Raw genomic sequence first — 17,084 nt, forward strand, 5'->3', positions numbered from 1 at the left:
ACCGCCTGCCCCTGGTGCGTGCGCGCCTTCCGGGACGCCGCGCAGGAATGCGGCGCCGACCTGCCCGTCTACGACCTCATCGACCTGGTGGCCCTGTCCGCAGGGATCAAGGTGCCGGCGGGGACTTGAGGAGGGATGGGAGATGAGCGAGACCGGGACCCTTACCTTCAAGACCATAAGCGAGGAGGCCTACCGCGCCCTCGAGGAGGCGGTGGGGCCGGAGAACGTCTCCCGGGAGCCCGGGGTGCTGGACGGCTACGCCTGGCAGCCCACCATCAACGACGACCCCGCCAAATGGGTGAAGCGCCCCGTGGCGGTGGTGCTTCCCGCCTCCACCGAGGAGGTGCAGGCGGTGGTGCGGGCCTGCAACCGGCACGGCCTCAGGTTCAAGGCCTTCTCCACCGGCTGGGGCGTCTATTCCGGCCCCACCTACGACAACGTGGTGCAGGTGGACCTGCGCCGCATGAACCGCATCCTGGAGATCGACGAGAAGAACATGTACGCCGTGGTGGAGCCCTACGTGTGCGGCGCCCAGCTCCAGGCCGAGGCCATGAAACTGGGCCTCAACGCCCATATCATCGGGGCGGGGCCCGCCTGCTCCCCCCTGGCCAGCGCCACCTCGGGATGGGGCGTGGGCTGGGACGGGGTCTACATGAGCTACGGCCACCGCAACCTGCTGGGCGCGGAGTGGGTGCTCCCCGACGGCGAGGTGCTGCACGTGGGGTCCATAGACTCCGGCCTGGGATGGTTCAATCCCGACGGCCCCGGTCCCTCTCTGCGGGGGATCATGCGCGGCTCCGCGGGCGCCCTTTCCGGTCTGGGTATCTTTACCAAGTGCGCCCTCAAGCTCTACAACTGGCCGGGGCCGCCGCAGATGAAGAGCGAGGGCGTCCTGCTCGACAACCAGACGGAACCGCCGGAGATCCTCAGGTTCCATCTCTGTTTCTTCCCCGACCGCGCCAGCCTGGACGACGCGGTCTATGCCATGGGCGAGGAAGAGCTCCCCTACCTCTTCACCCGCACCGCCGTCGCCGCCTATATCAACACCTTCGCCCCCCACCTCCTGCAGCGCATCGCGAAGACCGTTTCCCTGCGGGCGCTCATCGGCCGGACCCTGAAATGGAACTGCACCGTGGTGCTGGTGGGGGACTCGGAGGACGAGATCGCCTACAGGGACAGGGTGCTCAAGGAGATCGTCGCGAAGAACGGGGGGCTCTGCATGGAGGCCACGCAGGCCAGGGTCATCGGGCCCATGATGATCATGAACTTCCTACGGGTGAGCGCCATCCCCATGGTCTTCCGCGCCGGCGGCCTCTTCAGCACCGCCCTGGCCAGGAACGAGGCGTGGAAGACCCAGATGGACTGGGCGGAGACGGGAGAGGCCATCAAGCAGAAGTGGATCGACCGGGGCTGCATCCTGGACGACCTCGCGGACAACCCCTTCATGGCCCTCTACGAGAACAACTGCTGGGGACATTGTGAGGAGATCTTCCAGTACAACGCGCGGGACCCCAAGCACCTGGCGGCGCTGGAGCCCATGTTCGTGGAGTTCTCCGTGGCCGCCATGGAGATGTTCATGGAGCCCCTCTCCGTCACCGACGCCCGCCTGCGCGAGATCATCAGCCCCATGATGGGACACTACAACGCCTGGCAGAAAAAGATATCCCATACCCTCGACGCCAACCGCGCCGCGGATACCGGCATGTACTGCGACGAGGTGGATTTCGACCTGAGCAAGGTGGACCCGGAGGTTAGGGAAAGGCTGGAGCGCCTGGTCAGGGAGCTCACCTGGAAGGAGGACGGACCGCCCGGGAAGGCTTGACCGGGGCAGAACCGGAACCACGCCCGCACAGGGGGAGGCCCCGGCGTGCCACGCGCCGGGGCGAGCGTAAGCAGCGCGCACAATGAGAGGTGCACGTCTGGCTGGAAAGGGGTGGATGGAAGATGGAGAAATGGGACGTTGTGGTGGTGGGCGGAGGCCCGGGGGGCTCATACGCCGCCAAGACCGCGGCCGAGGCGGGCCTGAAGACCGTCTTCTTCGAACGCGGGCGCAGGCCGGGAGACAAGAACTCCTCCGGCTGCGGGCTGGGTCAGAGATGGTGGCGTGACTACCCCGAGCTCATGGAGGAGCTACAGAAACTCCCCTCGGTGCGCAAGGTGGAGATGGTGGTGATCAACCTCATCGACGAGCACGACCGCCTGCGTTACCGCTGCGGAACCACCGGGTCCGACCTCTGCGCCAACCGCTGGCCCCACGGCATGGACGGCATCAGCATCTACCGCAGGGACCTGGACCCCTTCCTCGCCGACCTGGCGGTGAAAGCGGGGGCAGAGCTGCGCACTTCCACCCTCGTCTCCGACGTGATCTTGGAGAACGGCCAGGTGCGCGGGGTGAAGACGGAGAGGGGGGAGCCCATACTGGCGGACGTGGTCATCGCCGCCGACGGGGCCATGTCCACCATGGCCAAGAAGGCGGGGATGCGCAAGCGCTGGGGCGGAGGCTGCACCCTGGTCCCCCAGCTCGACTTCGGCTGCAACGAGGACAAGATGGACGACATCATCGGCAACGCCGAGTGGTGCTGGTTCGGGCCCCTCTACGGCACCTACCAGGTGAACTTCCGGGACGGCTTCCATATCGGGGCGGGACAGTGGCTGCGCGACGACTGGGACGAGAAACCCCTGGAGATGATGAAAAAGGTGGTGAAGATACCCGGCTTCCAGGCCATGTGCCGCGCCATCGAGGCTAAGCCCCGGGAGTACCAGGCACACATGCTGCCCTGGCTGAAGAAGCCGCCCAAGACCTACATCGGGGGCATGATGCTTGTGGGAGACGCCGCCGGGTTCCCCTGCCCCCTGGAGGCGGAGGGCATCTGGCACGCCATCACCTCGGGAAAGATAGCCGCGGAGACCGCCGCCTGGGCCATCTCCAGTGGAGACGCCTCGGAAAAGGCCCTCGCCGAGTACGAGCGGCGCTGGAAGGCCTCCGACCTGGGCAAGGAGCACGAGTTCGGGCCCGAGTTCGTGGAGCTCTGGAACTCCTCCATCTTCGACCCCAAGCTCATGGCAAGGCAGATCCAGCTTCTACTGGAGTTCTCCATGCTCCACCCCTTCTCCATCGTCTTCGACTGGGGCGACGCCCATATGGACTGCTTCAACCACCACTTGGAACACCTCCTCGACCTGGCGCCGGAGTTCAGCGAGTTCGGAAAGACCTACATCGCGCCCCTCGCTCGGGGCATCTGGCCCAAGAACGTCAAGCGCATCCTCCTCTCGATAAAGCCCAGGATACCCGCCCTGCGCCGTCTCTCGGACGAGAACTTCTTCAAGGTGGTGGCCAGGCTGTCCAGGGGGCTGGCTCCCTACCTGGACCCCAGTATCCGGCAGGACGCGCCGGTTCCCAGGGAGGTCTTCGAAAAGGGGGTGAGGAGATGAGCCTCGAGGACATCGACTTCTTCGAGCTGGTCAAGCGGGTCGATACCGACAAGATGGGCGACTTCATCAAATACGACCGCGAGAAATGCAACGGGTGCGGGCTCTGCGCCATGGTGTGTTCCTTCGGCCTCTGGGCCGTGAAGCAGAACAAAGCCAAACTGGCCGTGCGCTACCAGGAGCTCTGCCTGGAATGCGGCGCCTGCGCCGAGATCTGCGAGCCGGGGGCCATCGATTTCTCCTACCCCGCCGGCGGCACCGGCGTGGTCATCGAGTACGGCTAGGCCGCAGGCCTGCACGACGGCAAGCGGCGGGGAGATGGCGGCATCTCGCCGGGTTGGAGCCGTGCTGTGACAGGCGTCGCGCGAGGACACGGGCGAGAGGGCAGGATGGGCGAAACGCGGAGTAAGATCGACGTCCACCGCCATGTGGTTTTCCCCCATTACGTGGCGGCCCTGAAAAAGATGGGGATCGAGAGCACGGGCGGAAGGCCCTTGCCCTCCTGGGACCCAGAGAGCGAGCTGGCGCTCATGGACAGGTACGGGATCGCCACCTCCCTGCTCTCCGTTTCCGCTCCCGGCGTCTTCTTCGGGGATGAGGGACATGCAAGGGACCTCGCCCGCGTCTGCAACGAGTCCCTCGCGCAACTGGTGAAGAAGGAGCCGCGCCGTTTCGGCGCCTTCGCCGTCCTCCCTCTTCCCGACGTCGAGGCATCCCTGGAGGAGCTTGCCCACTCCCTGGACATCCTGGGGCTGGACGGCGTATCCCTGCTCAGCAGCGTGGACGGGCGCTATATGGGGGACCCCGCATATGACGACCTTTTTGACGAGCTCGATCGCAGGGGCGCGGTGGTCTTCATGCACCCCCATGCCCCGGACGAGTGCGCGGCGCCCGGGGTGCGCCTTCCCGCATCCCTGTTGGAGTTCGTCTTCGAGACCACGCGGGCGGTGGCCTCGCTGCTCTTCAGCGGCACCCTGGAGCGATGCCCGCGGCTGCGCATCATCCTACCCCACGCCGGCGGCACGGTCCCCTACATCGCCTTGAGGCTCTGCCTAGGTCAGTTCTGGCCCGGACTGCAGGAGAACGTGCCGCGGGGAGTCCTTCACTACCTGCAACGTCTCTACTACGACACCGCCCTCTCGGCGGCGCCCTTCGCGCTGCGTTCCCTGCAGGAACTCGTGGACGTCTCGCACATCCTCTTCGGGAGCGATTACCCCTTCGCCCCCGAGCTCGCCACCGCGGCCACCATAAGTGGCCTTGAGACATACGACGGCTTCGACGCGGAGGCGCTCGAGGCGGTCTTCCGCCGCAACGCCGGGACCCTCTTCCCGCGCCTGCGGTGATGACGATACCGCCTCGCTATCACGGCCACGATGGAGGCGGGGGGGAACGTGCCATGGGGCGGCGCGGGCCGGGCCATCCCCCGTCGCGGGGGCGGGGGCTTGTTCCCGATACGCGGCCGGAAGGAGAACCGGACATGCACGGCAACTGGGGCAGACTGCTGGCGGTCGATCTCGACACGGGCGAGACCGCGGACTGGAGCGTGGACGAGAAGCTGTACCGGGATTTCTTGGGCGGATCCGGACTCGCCGCGCGCCTGTTCTTCGCCCTAGGCGGGCACGCGGCCGATCCCCTCTCCCCCGACAACCCCCTCTTTTTCATGACCGGACCCCTGTCCGGCGCCGGCCTGCCGGGCGGCTCCCGCCTGGCGGTATGCGCGCGCTCCCCCCTCACGGGGCTGTGGGGGGAATCCAGCATGGGAGGGCGCATCGCGCCGCAGCTGAAAGGCACGGGATACGACGGTATCGTATTCCGGGGCGCCTCCCGGCGACCGGTCTATCTCTTGCTGACCCATGAGGGGGCCGAGCTGCGCGACGCCTCCCGCCTCTGGGGCCTGGACACCTTCGAGACCGAGGCGGCCCTGAAGGAAGAGCTGGGAGACGGGAGGGTGGCGGTGGCGAGCATCGGCCCGGCGGGCGAGAACCTGGTCAGGTTCGCCGGCCTGGTCCACGACCGGGGTAGCCTGGCGGCCCGCTGCGGGCTGGGCGCGGTGATGGGCTCCAAGAAGCTCAAGGCCGTTGCTCTGCGGGGGAAGCTGAAGTGCCGCCCCGCCGACGGGGACGCCTGCAGAGAAGTGCGCCACCGGGCTCTCGCCAGCATCGCGAGGAGCCTCTTCGCCGAGGGCCTCCGCCTCTTCGGGACCGCGGGTGGGGTGGACCTCTCCACCGCCATCTGCGACCTCCCGGTCAAGAACTGGCGCAAGGCGCAGTGGAAGGAGGGGATGGAGAGGCTCTCCGGGGTAAGGATCGCCGACACCATCCTCAGCGCCAGGCATTCCTGCCACGCCTGCCCCATCGCCTGCAAGCGCCGGGTGGAGATCCGGGAGGGAGAATATGCCATGCGGGAAGTTCCGGGGCCTGAATACGAGGGCGTGGGATCCCTGGGCTTCCTGCTCGGTGTGAGCGACCTTCACGCCGTGGCCAAGGCCAACGCCCTCTGCAACTCCTACGGCATGGATGTCATCTCCACCGGGGGCACGCTGGCCTACGCCATAGAGGCCTTCCGAGCCGGGCTCATAGACGAGGGCGTCACGGGGGGGATATCTCTGAACTGGAACCGTCCGGAACAGCTCATCTCGCTCATCCACGCCACCGCCCGCCGCGAGGGGTTCGGTGACCGGCTTGCGGAGGGCTGCCGCGCCCTGAGCGAGAGGTACGGTGGACGCGAATACGCCATCCACGTCAAGGGCATGGAATGCCCCATGCATGACCCCCGCGCCCTGTGGTCCATGGCCTTGAGCTACGCCACTAGCATCCGGGGAGGCTGTCACAACCGGGACACCAACCTCGGCCTGGAGATGGGCATGGACGACCTGGAGGAGATCGGCTATCCCCGCACCGAGCCCTAACGCCGGGAGGGCAAGGCGATGATGACCATCCATTCCCAGGCCATCGCCTCCATATGCGACGCGGCGATACTGTGCGTCTTCGCCTGGAAGGGAGCGGGGTCATCCCTGGCCATGATCAGGGACATGATCAACGCCGTAACCGGGTACGGACTGGAGATAGAGGACCTCCTGGAGACGGGGAACCGCATCTGGTACATGAAGAGGTCTCTCTGCAACCTGTGCGGGGCGACTCGGGCGGACGACCGGGTACCACGCCGCATCATAGAGCCCCACCTGGAGGGCAGCAACTCCGGCTACCTGGGAGCCCTCAACCCCCTGATCAGGGCGAACAACCGGCTCCTGGGCATGGTCAGGAGCAAGAAGCTGCTGGAGTACATCAAGCTCTTCAACGCCCGGGTCTTGCTGCCGAACACCTACAGGACCGTGAGCGTGGCCGGCAGGCTTCTGCCCCCGCGACTGCGCCGCGGGCGCGGGGAGGAAGGGGGACATCCATCCACGGCGGGTGTTGACCTCGATTACATGCTCGAGGAGTTCTACCGCCTCCGGGGACTGGACGAGCGCGGGTTCCCGGGAGCCGGGGTGCTCGAAGCCCTGGGGCTGGAGGAGGTCGCGCGCGCCCTGCACCGCGGGGGGGAGCGCCTCTGACCGGGGCGCAGTCCGAAAGGGATCTCTTCTTTGCGCCACGGGCCTGGCGTCTTTACGCTAAGCCTTTGACCTGCCCGACATCTGCCCCAGAGATAAGGAACGGCGGGGACGCGCATCCCAGCCACTTGCGCGCCGTTTTCACGGACGATCCTCCACCAACCGAGCTTCGCATGGTAAACTTTGGAAGCTATCATCATACCGCCCCTCCCTTCCGCCATGGCACCGCGGGGAGAGCCGGCGGGAGAGGGTCCGTTACCCCAGCACGAGGAGTCACGTCGCAGCCCTATCCCGACACGACAAGCCCTGCCTACGATACCCCGATGAAGTGACACGCGGCGTCTCCGATGCTAATATACAAGCTGTACCTCTGGTCCCAAGTTCAAGGTATACGGGGGTGGGATCGCTGTTGCGGGATACATACAAGACGTGGTTGGGCTTTCCTATCTTTTGCCTGCCGGACATGGGAGAAACTTTGGGAGAACGGAGCGAAGGATGTCCTTGATGATTCCCGTTTCATGTTCCAACAGGCCGGGTTGCGCCGGTCGCGCTTCCAGGTTCGCCGCCGCCGCCGCGCTGCTGTCGCTGGCGCTGGTCACGGCGCAGTTTCCCGCCCGGGCTGAAAACGCCGGGGCCGCGGGGGCAGGATCTCCATCCACCGCTCTGGCGCCGCTACCGCCGGAGGCGTCCTACGGGGAGGCCCAGACCTGGTACCTGGCCGAGGGATACACCGGGGGCGAGTTCGATACCTGGGTGCTGGTGCAGAACCCGGGCGTCGAGGCCGCCCACGTCACCTTCGACTTCCAGCTCCCGCCGGGTTCGTCGGCGCCCTCCTTCTCCTTCGACCTTCCCGGACGCTCCCGCCAGTCCTTCCATCTGGACGGCTTCGAAGGCCTTTCGGACACCGACGTCTCCACCCGGGTGACCAGCAGCGTGCCGGTGATGGTGGAGAGGGCCATGTACTTCAGCTACAACGGCAAGACGGGCGGGCACGACTCCATCGGCGTGAAGTATCCTTCCAATATATGGTATTTCGCTGAGGGTTATACCGGGGGCGAGTTCGACACCTGGGTGCTGGTGCAGAACCCGGGCGACGCCAACGCCCACGTCACCCTGGAGTTCCAGCTCCCGCCGGGGTCCTCGGCTCCCCCCTTCGAGTTCGACCTCCCCGCGGGCACCCGGCGCTCCATCCACCTGGACGAGCTGCCGGGGCTCTCCGAGACCGACGTCTCCACCAAGGTGGTGGCCAACATCCCGGTGGTGGCGGAGCGCGCCGTTTACTTCGACTACTTCGGCAAGACGGGCGGGCACGACTCCATAGGGGTGGTCAGCCCGTCCGAGCGCTGGTTCCTGGCCGAAGGCTATACCGGGGGCGACTTCGACACCTGGGTGCTGGTGCAGAACCCGGGCGACGCCTCCGCCCATGTGAGGTTCGACTTCCAGCTCCCACCGGGTTCGTCGGCTCCTCCCTTCGAGTTCGACCTCCCCGCACGTTCCCGCCAGTCCTTCCACCTCGACGACTTCGACGGGCTTTCCGCGACCGACGTCTCCACCATGGTCACCTCCAACCTGCCCGTGGTCGCCGAGCGCGCCATGTATTTCAACTACTTCGGCAAGACTGACGGCCACGACTCCGTCGGCGTCGATTTCCCCTCCGACACCTGGTATCTGGCCGAGGGATACACCGGGGGAGACTTCGACACCTGGGTGCTGGTGCAGAACCCGGGCGAGAAGACCAAGCACGTCATCCTGGACTTCCAGCTGCCGCCAGGTTCCTCCGCGCCCTCCATCGAGTTCGACCTCCCCGGCGGCACCCGGCAGTCAATCCACCTGGACGACCTGCCGGGGCTCTCCGACACCGACGTCTCCACCAAGGTCAGCGCGGACGGGCTGGTGGTGGCGGAGCGGGCCATGTATTTCAACTACGGCGGCAAGGACGGCGGGCACTGCTCCGCGGGGGCCCTCTACGAGCCCCCCATCATCCCAGACACAACCAAGGTCCTGGGCGACGCCGAGCTGGGCCGTCTCGCCGGCGCCGCCAAGAGCGGCGACGGCAAGGAGCTGGTGCTGACCTTCAGCGCCAACGTGGGTGCGCTGCAGGGAATCGAGCCGGGGGACGTCATCGTCGGCGGCATCACCGCCAACACCCCCTACGGCATCCTTCAGAAGGTGACCAAGGTGAATCGTGCCGGCGGCCAGGTGATACTCAACACCGTCTCGGCCTCCTTGGAGGAGGCGGTGTGGAGAGGACACCTCTACCAGCCCCTCGACCTGAGCGCGGCGCGCCTGGTGTCCACCAGGATCCTGGCCGAGGGGGTAGAGTTCGTGCCCGGCGGCGCGGGAGAAGGGGGCGATTTCCGTGACGCCGCCCACATGGAGCTCCCCTTCACCTACAACTTCAACAACGTGAAGCTGGGAACGGATCCCGACTACCTCCTCCTCAACGGCAAGGTGGGGCTGACCTTCAAGGCCGATTTCAACGTGGACATAGACGTGGGCTGGCCGTCCCTGGACGAACTCCTCGGCGGCGGCGTCCTGCCCGACGTGGAACTGAAGAGCGCGGACTTCGGCGTCACCGTCGAGGAGACGGCGGACATCCGGGGCTCCGCTTCCGTGACCAAGAACATCTCGTACGAGAAGGACATCGTGGAGCACGAGTTTACCCCCATCAACGTCCAGATAGGGCCCGTGCCGGTGATACTGGTGCCCTACGTCAACGTGCACGTGGGAGTGGACGGCACGGTCTCGGCGGGGATCTCCTTCGGCGCGATGCAGAAGGGGAGTGTCTATGCAGGGGTCGCCTACGACGGCTCGAAGTGGACGCCCAAGACGGGCAAGGACTTCAGCTTCGAATGGACCCCGCCCAGCGGGAACATCAATGCCGACGTCAAGGTCTACGCCGGGCCGCAGTTCGGCATCAAGCTCTACGGCATATGCGGACCCTACCTCAACCTAGAGCCCTTCGTGCGCCTGGTCATCAACACCGCCACCCCGCCCCTGTGGAAGGTCTTTGTGGGCATCGAGGTGGACATCGGGGTGAAGGCGGGGATCGATCTCGAGTTCGAGGCCGATCTGGGCTGGTTGGGCACCTACGAGTGGAAGTGGTCCCTCGAGCTCTTCGACGTGAAATGGGACGGAGCTCTCTCCTGGGAGATGCTGCTGGCCAACGCGGTGAAGATAGACTCGTTGTCGCCGGGCACGGGAGAAGCGGGAACGGAGGTGACCATCAAGGGCTCGGGGTTCGGAGACACGCGCGAGAACGACTCCTACGTGAAGTTCGGCTCCGTGGCGGCCACCGAGTACACCTCCTGGAATGCCGGCGAGATAAGATGTAGGGTGCCTGCCGGGGTATCAGGGACGGTGCAGGTCAAGGTGACCCATATCTTCCACCGGTGGGGTCCGGTCACCATCCAGGTGACCTCCAACGGCAAGGCCTTCACCGTCGGCGGCGGGGGCGGTGGAACGGGCCCCGGAACCTGGGATGCACAGTCATCGGGGACAACGGAGTATCTGAACGGGGTGGATGCACTGGACGCCAGCCACGTGTGGGCGGTGGGCTCCAACGGTACCATCCGCTTCTTTAACGGCTCGTCCTGGGGCGGGCAGAGCAGCGGCACCACCCAGCCCCTCTACGACGTCTCCGCCGCAGCCGCCAACCGCGTGTGGGCAGTGGGATACCAGGGCACCATACGTTACTTCAACGGCTCGTCGTGGTCGGGGCAGTCGAGCGGCACCTCCAACAACCTCAACAGCGTCTACGCCGCGGACGCCAGCCACGTCTGGGCGGTGGGCGCCAACGGTACCATCCGCTTCTTTAACGGCTCGTCCTGGGGCGGGCAGTCCAGCGGCACCTCGGAGGACCTGTACAGCGTCGAGGGGCTGGACGCCAGCCACGTGTGGGCGGTGGGCGCCAACGGCACCATGCTCTTCTACAACGGCAGCGGCTGGAGCAAGGTATCCGGGGCGCCCGACGATGACCTGGGCGATATCTGGGTCAAGGACGCGAGCAACATCTGGGTCCTGGGCGTCAACCTGTATTATTACAACGGCTCGGGCTGGGAGACGCATCATTCCGGCTGGACCGAAGGCCTCGTCAGCGTGGCCGGCCTGGCCCCCAACCGCGTGTGGACGGGAAGATGGTACGGAGTCATCCACTTCTGGAACGGCTCCGACTGGGTGGTCCAGGACGTGGCAGGCTCCAATGTGGACATCATGGACATCGACATCCTAGACCCCACCCACATGTGGGCGGTGGGCAAGGGCACCATCCTCTTCAACGACGGCACATGACGTGACGGAGGTCGTAGCTTCGATCTTCGATGCGAGTTTACTTGAGGAGGTCATAAGTTACCGGGATCGAAGATCTATACGACCCAATAAGTTACCGACCCTATAAGTTACCGGGATCGAAGATCGAAGATACGACCCCATTGTTTGGAAGGAGGTTTCCTCGTGAAGGTCAATAAACGCCCTTTACTCTTTGTGCTGGTCCTGGCCGCGGCTCTCTTGATCCCCCCCTTATCCTCCATCGGCCCCGCCCTGGCCCAGGGAGGCTGGAGCCTGGAGGCGACGGGGGGCTTGGGGAGCCCGGCGAACGTGGGCGCCGCTTCCTCGGCCGTCTACAACTCCAAGCTTTACGTGGGAACGGAGAACTCCGCCACGGGGTTGCAGATATTCAGTTACGATGGCGAGAACTGGACGCAGGAGGTGGGGGGAGGTCCGGGTCATGCGGCCGGCGGCTTCGGTGACCCCAACAACCTGAGCGCCGCCTCCATGATCGTCTACCGCGGGCAGCTCTACGTGGGGACGTTCAACGGCACCACCGGCTGCGAGATCTGGCGCCACGACGGCACCGCCTGGGAAGCGGTGGTAGGGGGCGGAGCGGCCGTTCCTTCCGGGTTCGGCAGCCCGGGTAACTTGAGCGCCAGCGCCATGGCCACCTACGGCCTCGACCTCTACGTGGGCACCTATTCCTGGGGCGGCTGCGAGGTGTGGGCCTTCGACGGCGCGAACTGGACCCAGACGGTGGGCGCCTCTCCCACCGCGCTCATAGGCCCGGGCTTCGGGACGGCGTGCGTGGTGATCGAATCCATGCAGGTCTTCGGAACCGGCCTCTATGCGGGCACCGGCAGCCCCGGCGGCTGCGAGGTGTGGGCCTTCGACGGTGCCGGGTGGACACCTCAGGTGAGCGCGGATCCTTCCGCTCCCCTGGGAGCGGGCTTCGGGGACGCCAACAACGCCGACGTCATGGACATGGCCGTCTACGAAGGCTCGCTCTACGCGGGGACGAGCAACTGGAACACCGGCTGCGAGGTGTGGGCCTTCGACGGCGCGAACTGGTCCCAGGCGGTGGGCGACCAACCCGGCCCGCACCCGCGATCCGGCTTCGGGTATGCCGGCAGCTTCATGGCCACGCAACTCGAGGTCTATGATTCCCGGTTGTATGTCGGGATACATAACGGCAGCGGATGCATGGTGGCCTATTACGACGGCTTCATCTGGATGCTCGAGGTGGGAGGAGGGGCGCCGGGCACCTACACGGCGAGAGGATTCGGAGATCCCAACAATATCTATATAGGGTGCGCCTCCATCTTCAACAACCGCCTCTTCCTCGGGACCTCCAACAACTCCACCGGCTGCGACCTCTTCGCCCTCAAGTCCTCCACCACCTGGTACCTGGCCGAGGGGGCGACGGCGGGGGGCTTCGAGACCTGGGTGCTGGTGCAGAACCCCAACGCGGTGGCGACCAATGTGACCCTTACCTTCCAGACGGAGAGTGGACCGGTGGCGGGGCCCACGGATGTCGTACCGGCCAACTCCCGCAGATCCTACCTCCTGAACAACTACGTCACCAGCTTCGACGTCTCCACCAAGGTTGCCGCGCACGTGGACGTAATCTGCGAACGCGCGGTGTACTGGACCCCGCCCGGGTCCTCCGTGCGCCGGGTGGGCCACGACTCCATAGGGGTGGTCAACCCCGCCTCCACCTGGTACCTGCCCGAGGGCGTCACCAGAGGAGGCTGGGAGACCTGGGTGCTCATCCAGAACCCCAACCCCAACCCGGTAAACGTGGACGTGGTCTTCCAGACCGGCACCGGCGAGGTGCAGGGGCCCCAGCAGACCCTTGCCGCCAACTCCCGTAAATCCTACAAGGTGGACGACTGGGTGGACACCTATGACGTCTCCACCCAGGTGACCTCGTACATGGGCGATGTGGTCTGCGAGCGCGCCGTCTATTACACCCCCGAGGGATACGCCACCCGGGAGGTGGGCCACGACTCCATCGGGGTGGTCAGCCCCTCCACCACCTGGTACCTGTCCGAGGGGGCCACGGCGGGGGGCTTCGAGACCTGGGTGCTGGTGCAGAACCCCAACCTCGACTTCGTGAACATCGACATGAAGTTCCAGACCGGCACGGGCCAGGTGCAGGGGCCGGTGGAATCCATCCCCGCCCGCTCCCGCAAGTCCTACAGGGTGGACGACTGGGTGGACACCTTCGACGTCTCCACCATGGTGACCTCGACGGGCGGGGCGGTGGTCTGCGAGCGGGCCATGTACGAATCCCCCGCCTCCCGCGGCGTCCGCCTGGTGGGCCACGACTCCATCGGGGCCACCGTGGGCGGCCGGGAATGGTACCTCCCCGAGGGGGCCACGGCCAGCGGCTTCGAGACCTGGGTGCTGGTGCAGAACCCCAACCCCCACCCCGTGGACATCGCCATCACCTTCCAGACCGGTTCGGGCGAGATGCCCGGCCCGGCGGAGACCATCCCCGCGCGTTCCCGCCGTTCCTACGAGGTGAGCAGGTGGGCGGTCACCAACGACGTCTCCACCAAGGTCACCTCCACCGCGGGTGGCTACATCATCTGCGAGCGGGCGGTGTATTGGCGGCCGTTCCCGGGAGCCGTCCGTTACCTGGGCACCGACTCCATCGGCTACGATCCTTGACGGGGTCGCAGCTTCGATCTTCGATGCCGGTTTACTTAAGCGTGCCATGAGTTACCGGGATCGAAGATCCAAGACCCCTCAAAGCTGATCCAGGTCATGGTCGATCTGCTTTCCGTCCCGGGAATATTTAGCTTGGCGAGAAGATGGGAATAATATGAGAAAACCCGTTTCCAAGAGGAGGTAAAGCATGAGCACCATGGACAACCTGAAGGAGGCCTTCGCCGGGGAGTCGCAGGCCAACCGCAAGTACCTGGCCTTCGCCGCCAAGGCGGACGAGGAGGGCTACGGCCAGGTGGCCCGGCTCTTCCGTGCCGCCGCCGACGCCGAGACGGTGCACGCCCACGCCCACCTGCGGGTGATGGGGGGCATCGGGTCCACGGCGGACAACCTCAAGCAGGCCATCGAGGGGGAGACGGCCGAGTTCAAGGCCATGTACCCGAAGATGATGGAGGAGGCCAAGGCGGAGGGGAACGACCCCGCCTACATCTCCTTCGCCAACGCCAACGCGGTGGAGGAGATCCACGCCGGCCTGTACCAGAAGGCCCTGGACAACCTGGGGAGCAACGAGGAGACCGTCTACTACGTCTGCCAGGTGTGCGGCAACACCGTGGAGGGCGAGGCCCCCGAGAAGTGCCCCATCTGCGGCGCCCCCAGGAAGATGTTCAAGCTCATCGACTGATCGACAGGGTTTACGAACGAAAGAGGCCCGGCTCGGCCGGGCCTCTTTTTTGCACGCTATCGCGAGCGGTACCGGAAACCGGGCGGCCAGAGGACGAAGAGCAAGGCCCAGGGCAGAAAGTCGGGGTCATAGGTGGAGAGGATGGCCCGGGTCACCGGCCTGAGCAGCGTGTGGGGCGCGTATTCCCTTATCTTGCGGAAGGCGAACTGCGGCCAGTAGAGCGGTGCCAGCCGCCTGAACTCGCGCAGGGCGGCGTCGCGGTCGGTGACCGCCAGGGCCGCGATCTTTCCCGATACCAGGGCGCCGTTGACCCCGAAGAGGAGCACCGGGCTGACCAGTCCCGCCAGGGTCCCGGCCAGGATCTTGTCCCCCTGCAGGAGGCAGCGGTTGCGCCAGCTCCCCAGGGGCCAGGCGGCCCAGGCGGCGACGCCGTCGTTCCAGCCCGCGAACTCGATGCCGTCGCCCACGGCCAGCTTGGATTTGAACTCCTCTTTCTCGCCGTCGGTCAGGGGTCGCTGCACGCTGAAGACCAGGGCCCCGGCGGCCTCGCCGCGCTGGAAGTAATATCCAAATTCCCGGGTGAAGGAGTCGAGGTAGATGATCACCGAGGGGCGGGACGGGTCTCCCCTTCCCGTGGCCATGTGGCAGAAAAAGGGACGGCAGGGCAGATCCATGGCCTCGAAGGCCTCCCGGTCCAGGCCGGTGGCGACGATGGATCCCGGCGGCAGCTCCTTTATCTCCCGCTTGGAGAGCCTGCTGCCCAGGAGGACCTCCACCCCTTCCGCGAGGGCCTGGCGGTAGAGCACGTTCTCCAGGGAACGCTCTCCCCTGCCCCGCTCCACCGTGAAGCCCTCCACCCCGCGCGGCAGCCCGAACTCGTACTTCTTGCCGTAGGCCCAGGCGCGGGTGAGGGTCCAGGGCTCCAGGGCCTCCTCCACCTCCACCCCCAGCTCCGCCTGCAGCGCGGGGACGTCCATGATGGTGGAGTCGGCGTAGGAGAGGTCGCCCCCCATGTATTCCCGGCCCTCGTGGATGCGCACCTCGCATCCCCGCCGGGCCAGGTTGATCCCCGCCACCAGGCCGGCCAGCCCGGCTCCCACGATCTCGACGCGCTTGCTCATCCGACCCTCCTTTGCCTTCGCGACCCCTACTGACAGTATACTGTTGATGCTCCCCATGCACTCGCACCCTTCGGGGAAGGGCTACCGCGGCGCTCGCACCCGGAGACCCAAGGCTCCGGCGCCAGCACATACGCTTGTACCTTTGGGGGAATCAGCACTGATGATGCTGTACAATCGGAGCGGAAGGGGAGGCCATGCGCGATTCGAGGATAGCGCGGCTGCTGCGCGAGCACGAGGAGCTGCGGGCGAGCGGGATCAACCTGGTGGTGTCGGAGAACCGCCTCTCCGCGCGCGTCCGCGCCGCCCTGGCCAGCGACCTCGCCGGGAGGTACCAGGACCGGGGATACGGGGGCTCTTCCTGCGCCCGCGCCGTGGTGGAGGAGACCGAGCGGCTGGCCCGCGAGGTCTTCCGGGCCTCCTGCGCCCTGGTCGGTTCCGTCTCCGGCAACCTCTGCGTCCTCGCCTGCCTCTCCGCTTTCACCGCCCCCGGCGATACCGTGGCCATGCTCCCCTTCCCCGCCGGCGGCTACCCCTTCGGCCTGGAGAAGTTCCACCGCCGCCGCGTCGCCATCCCTGCCGACGCGCGCAGCCTGGAGATAGACGTGGAGGCCGCGGTCCGGGCGGTGGTCCGCGGGGGCGCCGGGCTCGTCTTCCTCGGCGGCTCCATCATCCCCTTTCCCCACCCCGTGAGGGAAGTGCGCGCCGGCCTGGAGGAGGCCGGGCACGAGTGCCTGCTGGTCTACGACGGCTCCCACGTCCTCGGCCTCATCGCCTGCGGCGAGTTCCAGGATCCCTTGCGGGAGGGCGCGGACATCCTCATCGGCAGTACCCACAAGACCCTCTTCGGTCCCCAGGGAGGGCTGGCGCTCACCGATTCTCCCGAGACGGCGGCGCGACTGCGCGGGATGCTGGAGCTGGACCTGGAGGAGGGCATCGGCCTGGTGGACAATCCCCACCTCAACCGCATCGCCGCCCTCGGCCTGGCCCTGGAGGAGGTGCTGGAAGATATTACCTACGGAGCCAGGGTGGTGGATAACGCCCGCGCCCTGGCCGCCGCCCTGGACAGGCTGGGGATGCCGGTGCGCTTCCGCGAGCGCGGCTACACCGCCTCGCACCAGGTGCTGCTGGACCTGGAGCCGCCCGCGGCGGAGAGGCTCTGTCGCGACCTCGAGGTGGCGGGCATCTTCATCGACGCCTGGGGGAGGTTGGGCGCGGCCGAGGTCACCCGCCGCGGCATGGGGCCGGACGAGATGGAGGCCGTCGCCGGGCTCATCGCGGAGGTCCATGCGGGGAGGCCGGCGCCCGGCCTGAGCGGCAGGGTCGCGGAGCTGGCGCGGTCCTTCCCCCCGGTTTAGAATTG

Annotated in this window: 11 protein-coding genes; 10 read left to right on the forward strand and 1 reads right to left on the reverse strand. The window is 66.5% G+C overall.

Translation table 11 applies throughout. The annotated features are described in order from the left end of the window. The first annotated feature begins 142 nt into the window (after positions 1 to 142). The 9 genes from H5T74_09060 (at position 143) to H5T74_09100 (ending at position 14,603) form a co-directional block, all read left to right on the forward strand. Positions 143 to 1,822 (forward strand): FAD-binding oxidoreductase, encoded by a 1,680-nt coding sequence (locus H5T74_09060; GenBank protein MBC7230520.1) that lies wholly within the window; start codon positions 143 to 145, stop codon positions 1,820 to 1,822. A gap of 122 nt (positions 1,823 to 1,944) precedes the next feature. Next, on the forward strand, positions 1,945 to 3,432 hold the full coding sequence (locus tag H5T74_09065) for an NAD(P)/FAD-dependent oxidoreductase (protein MBC7230521.1): 1,488 nt from the start codon (positions 1,945 to 1,947) through the stop codon (positions 3,430 to 3,432). Further along, positions 3,429 to 3,713 (forward strand): 4Fe-4S binding protein, encoded by a 285-nt coding sequence (locus H5T74_09070; GenBank protein ID MBC7230522.1) that lies wholly within the window; start codon positions 3,429 to 3,431, stop codon positions 3,711 to 3,713. The genes H5T74_09065 and H5T74_09070 overlap by 4 nt, the downstream gene beginning before the upstream one ends. Positions 3,714 to 3,818: 105 nt before the next feature. After that, positions 3,819 to 4,772 carry an amidohydrolase gene (locus tag H5T74_09075; protein ID MBC7230523.1) on the forward strand — a complete coding sequence of 318 codons (954 nt, stop codon included), beginning with the start codon at positions 3,819 to 3,821 and terminating at the stop codon, positions 4,770 to 4,772. A gap of 134 nt (positions 4,773 to 4,906) precedes the next feature. After that, complete coding sequence (locus H5T74_09080; GenBank protein MBC7230524.1) at positions 4,907 to 6,337, forward strand: aldehyde ferredoxin oxidoreductase family protein; 1,431 nt, start codon at positions 4,907 to 4,909, stop codon at positions 6,335 to 6,337. 18 nt (positions 6,338 to 6,355) lie between these two features. Further along, complete coding sequence (locus H5T74_09085) at positions 6,356 to 6,982, forward strand: hypothetical protein (protein ID MBC7230525.1); 627 nt, start codon at positions 6,356 to 6,358, stop codon at positions 6,980 to 6,982. A 492-nt stretch (positions 6,983 to 7,474) separates the two neighbouring features. Beyond that, the gene (locus tag H5T74_09090) at positions 7,475 to 11,269 is read left to right on the forward strand and encodes an IPT/TIG domain-containing protein (protein MBC7230526.1); all 3,795 of its coding nucleotides are present in this window, start codon (positions 7,475 to 7,477) and stop codon (positions 11,267 to 11,269) included. Positions 11,270 to 11,431: 162 nt separating this feature from the next. After that, on the forward strand, positions 11,432 to 13,924 hold the full coding sequence (locus H5T74_09095) for a hypothetical protein (protein ID MBC7230527.1): 2,493 nt from the start codon (positions 11,432 to 11,434) through the stop codon (positions 13,922 to 13,924). Positions 13,925 to 14,111: 187 nt separating this feature from the next. Further along, complete coding sequence (locus H5T74_09100) at positions 14,112 to 14,603, forward strand: rubrerythrin family protein (GenBank protein ID MBC7230528.1); 492 nt, start codon at positions 14,112 to 14,114, stop codon at positions 14,601 to 14,603. 56 nt (positions 14,604 to 14,659) lie between these two features. Here H5T74_09100 and H5T74_09105 read toward each other — a convergent pair whose 3' ends face one another. Next, positions 14,660 to 15,724, reverse strand: coding sequence for an NAD(P)-binding protein (locus H5T74_09105; protein MBC7230529.1), 1,065 nt, complete (start codon positions 15,722 to 15,724; stop codon positions 14,660 to 14,662). Positions 15,725 to 15,918: 194 nt separating this feature from the next. Between H5T74_09105 and H5T74_09110 the strand changes: the two genes are divergently transcribed. Further along, positions 15,919 to 17,079 carry a hypothetical protein gene (locus H5T74_09110; protein ID MBC7230530.1) on the forward strand — a complete coding sequence of 387 codons (1,161 nt, stop codon included), beginning with the start codon at positions 15,919 to 15,921 and terminating at the stop codon, positions 17,077 to 17,079. Positions 17,080 to 17,084: the final 5 nt, after the last annotated feature.

The organism is Actinomycetota bacterium (assembly GCA_014360645.1).
Lineage (GTDB): Bacteria > Actinomycetota > Geothermincolia > Geothermincolales > RBG-13-55-18 > Solincola_B.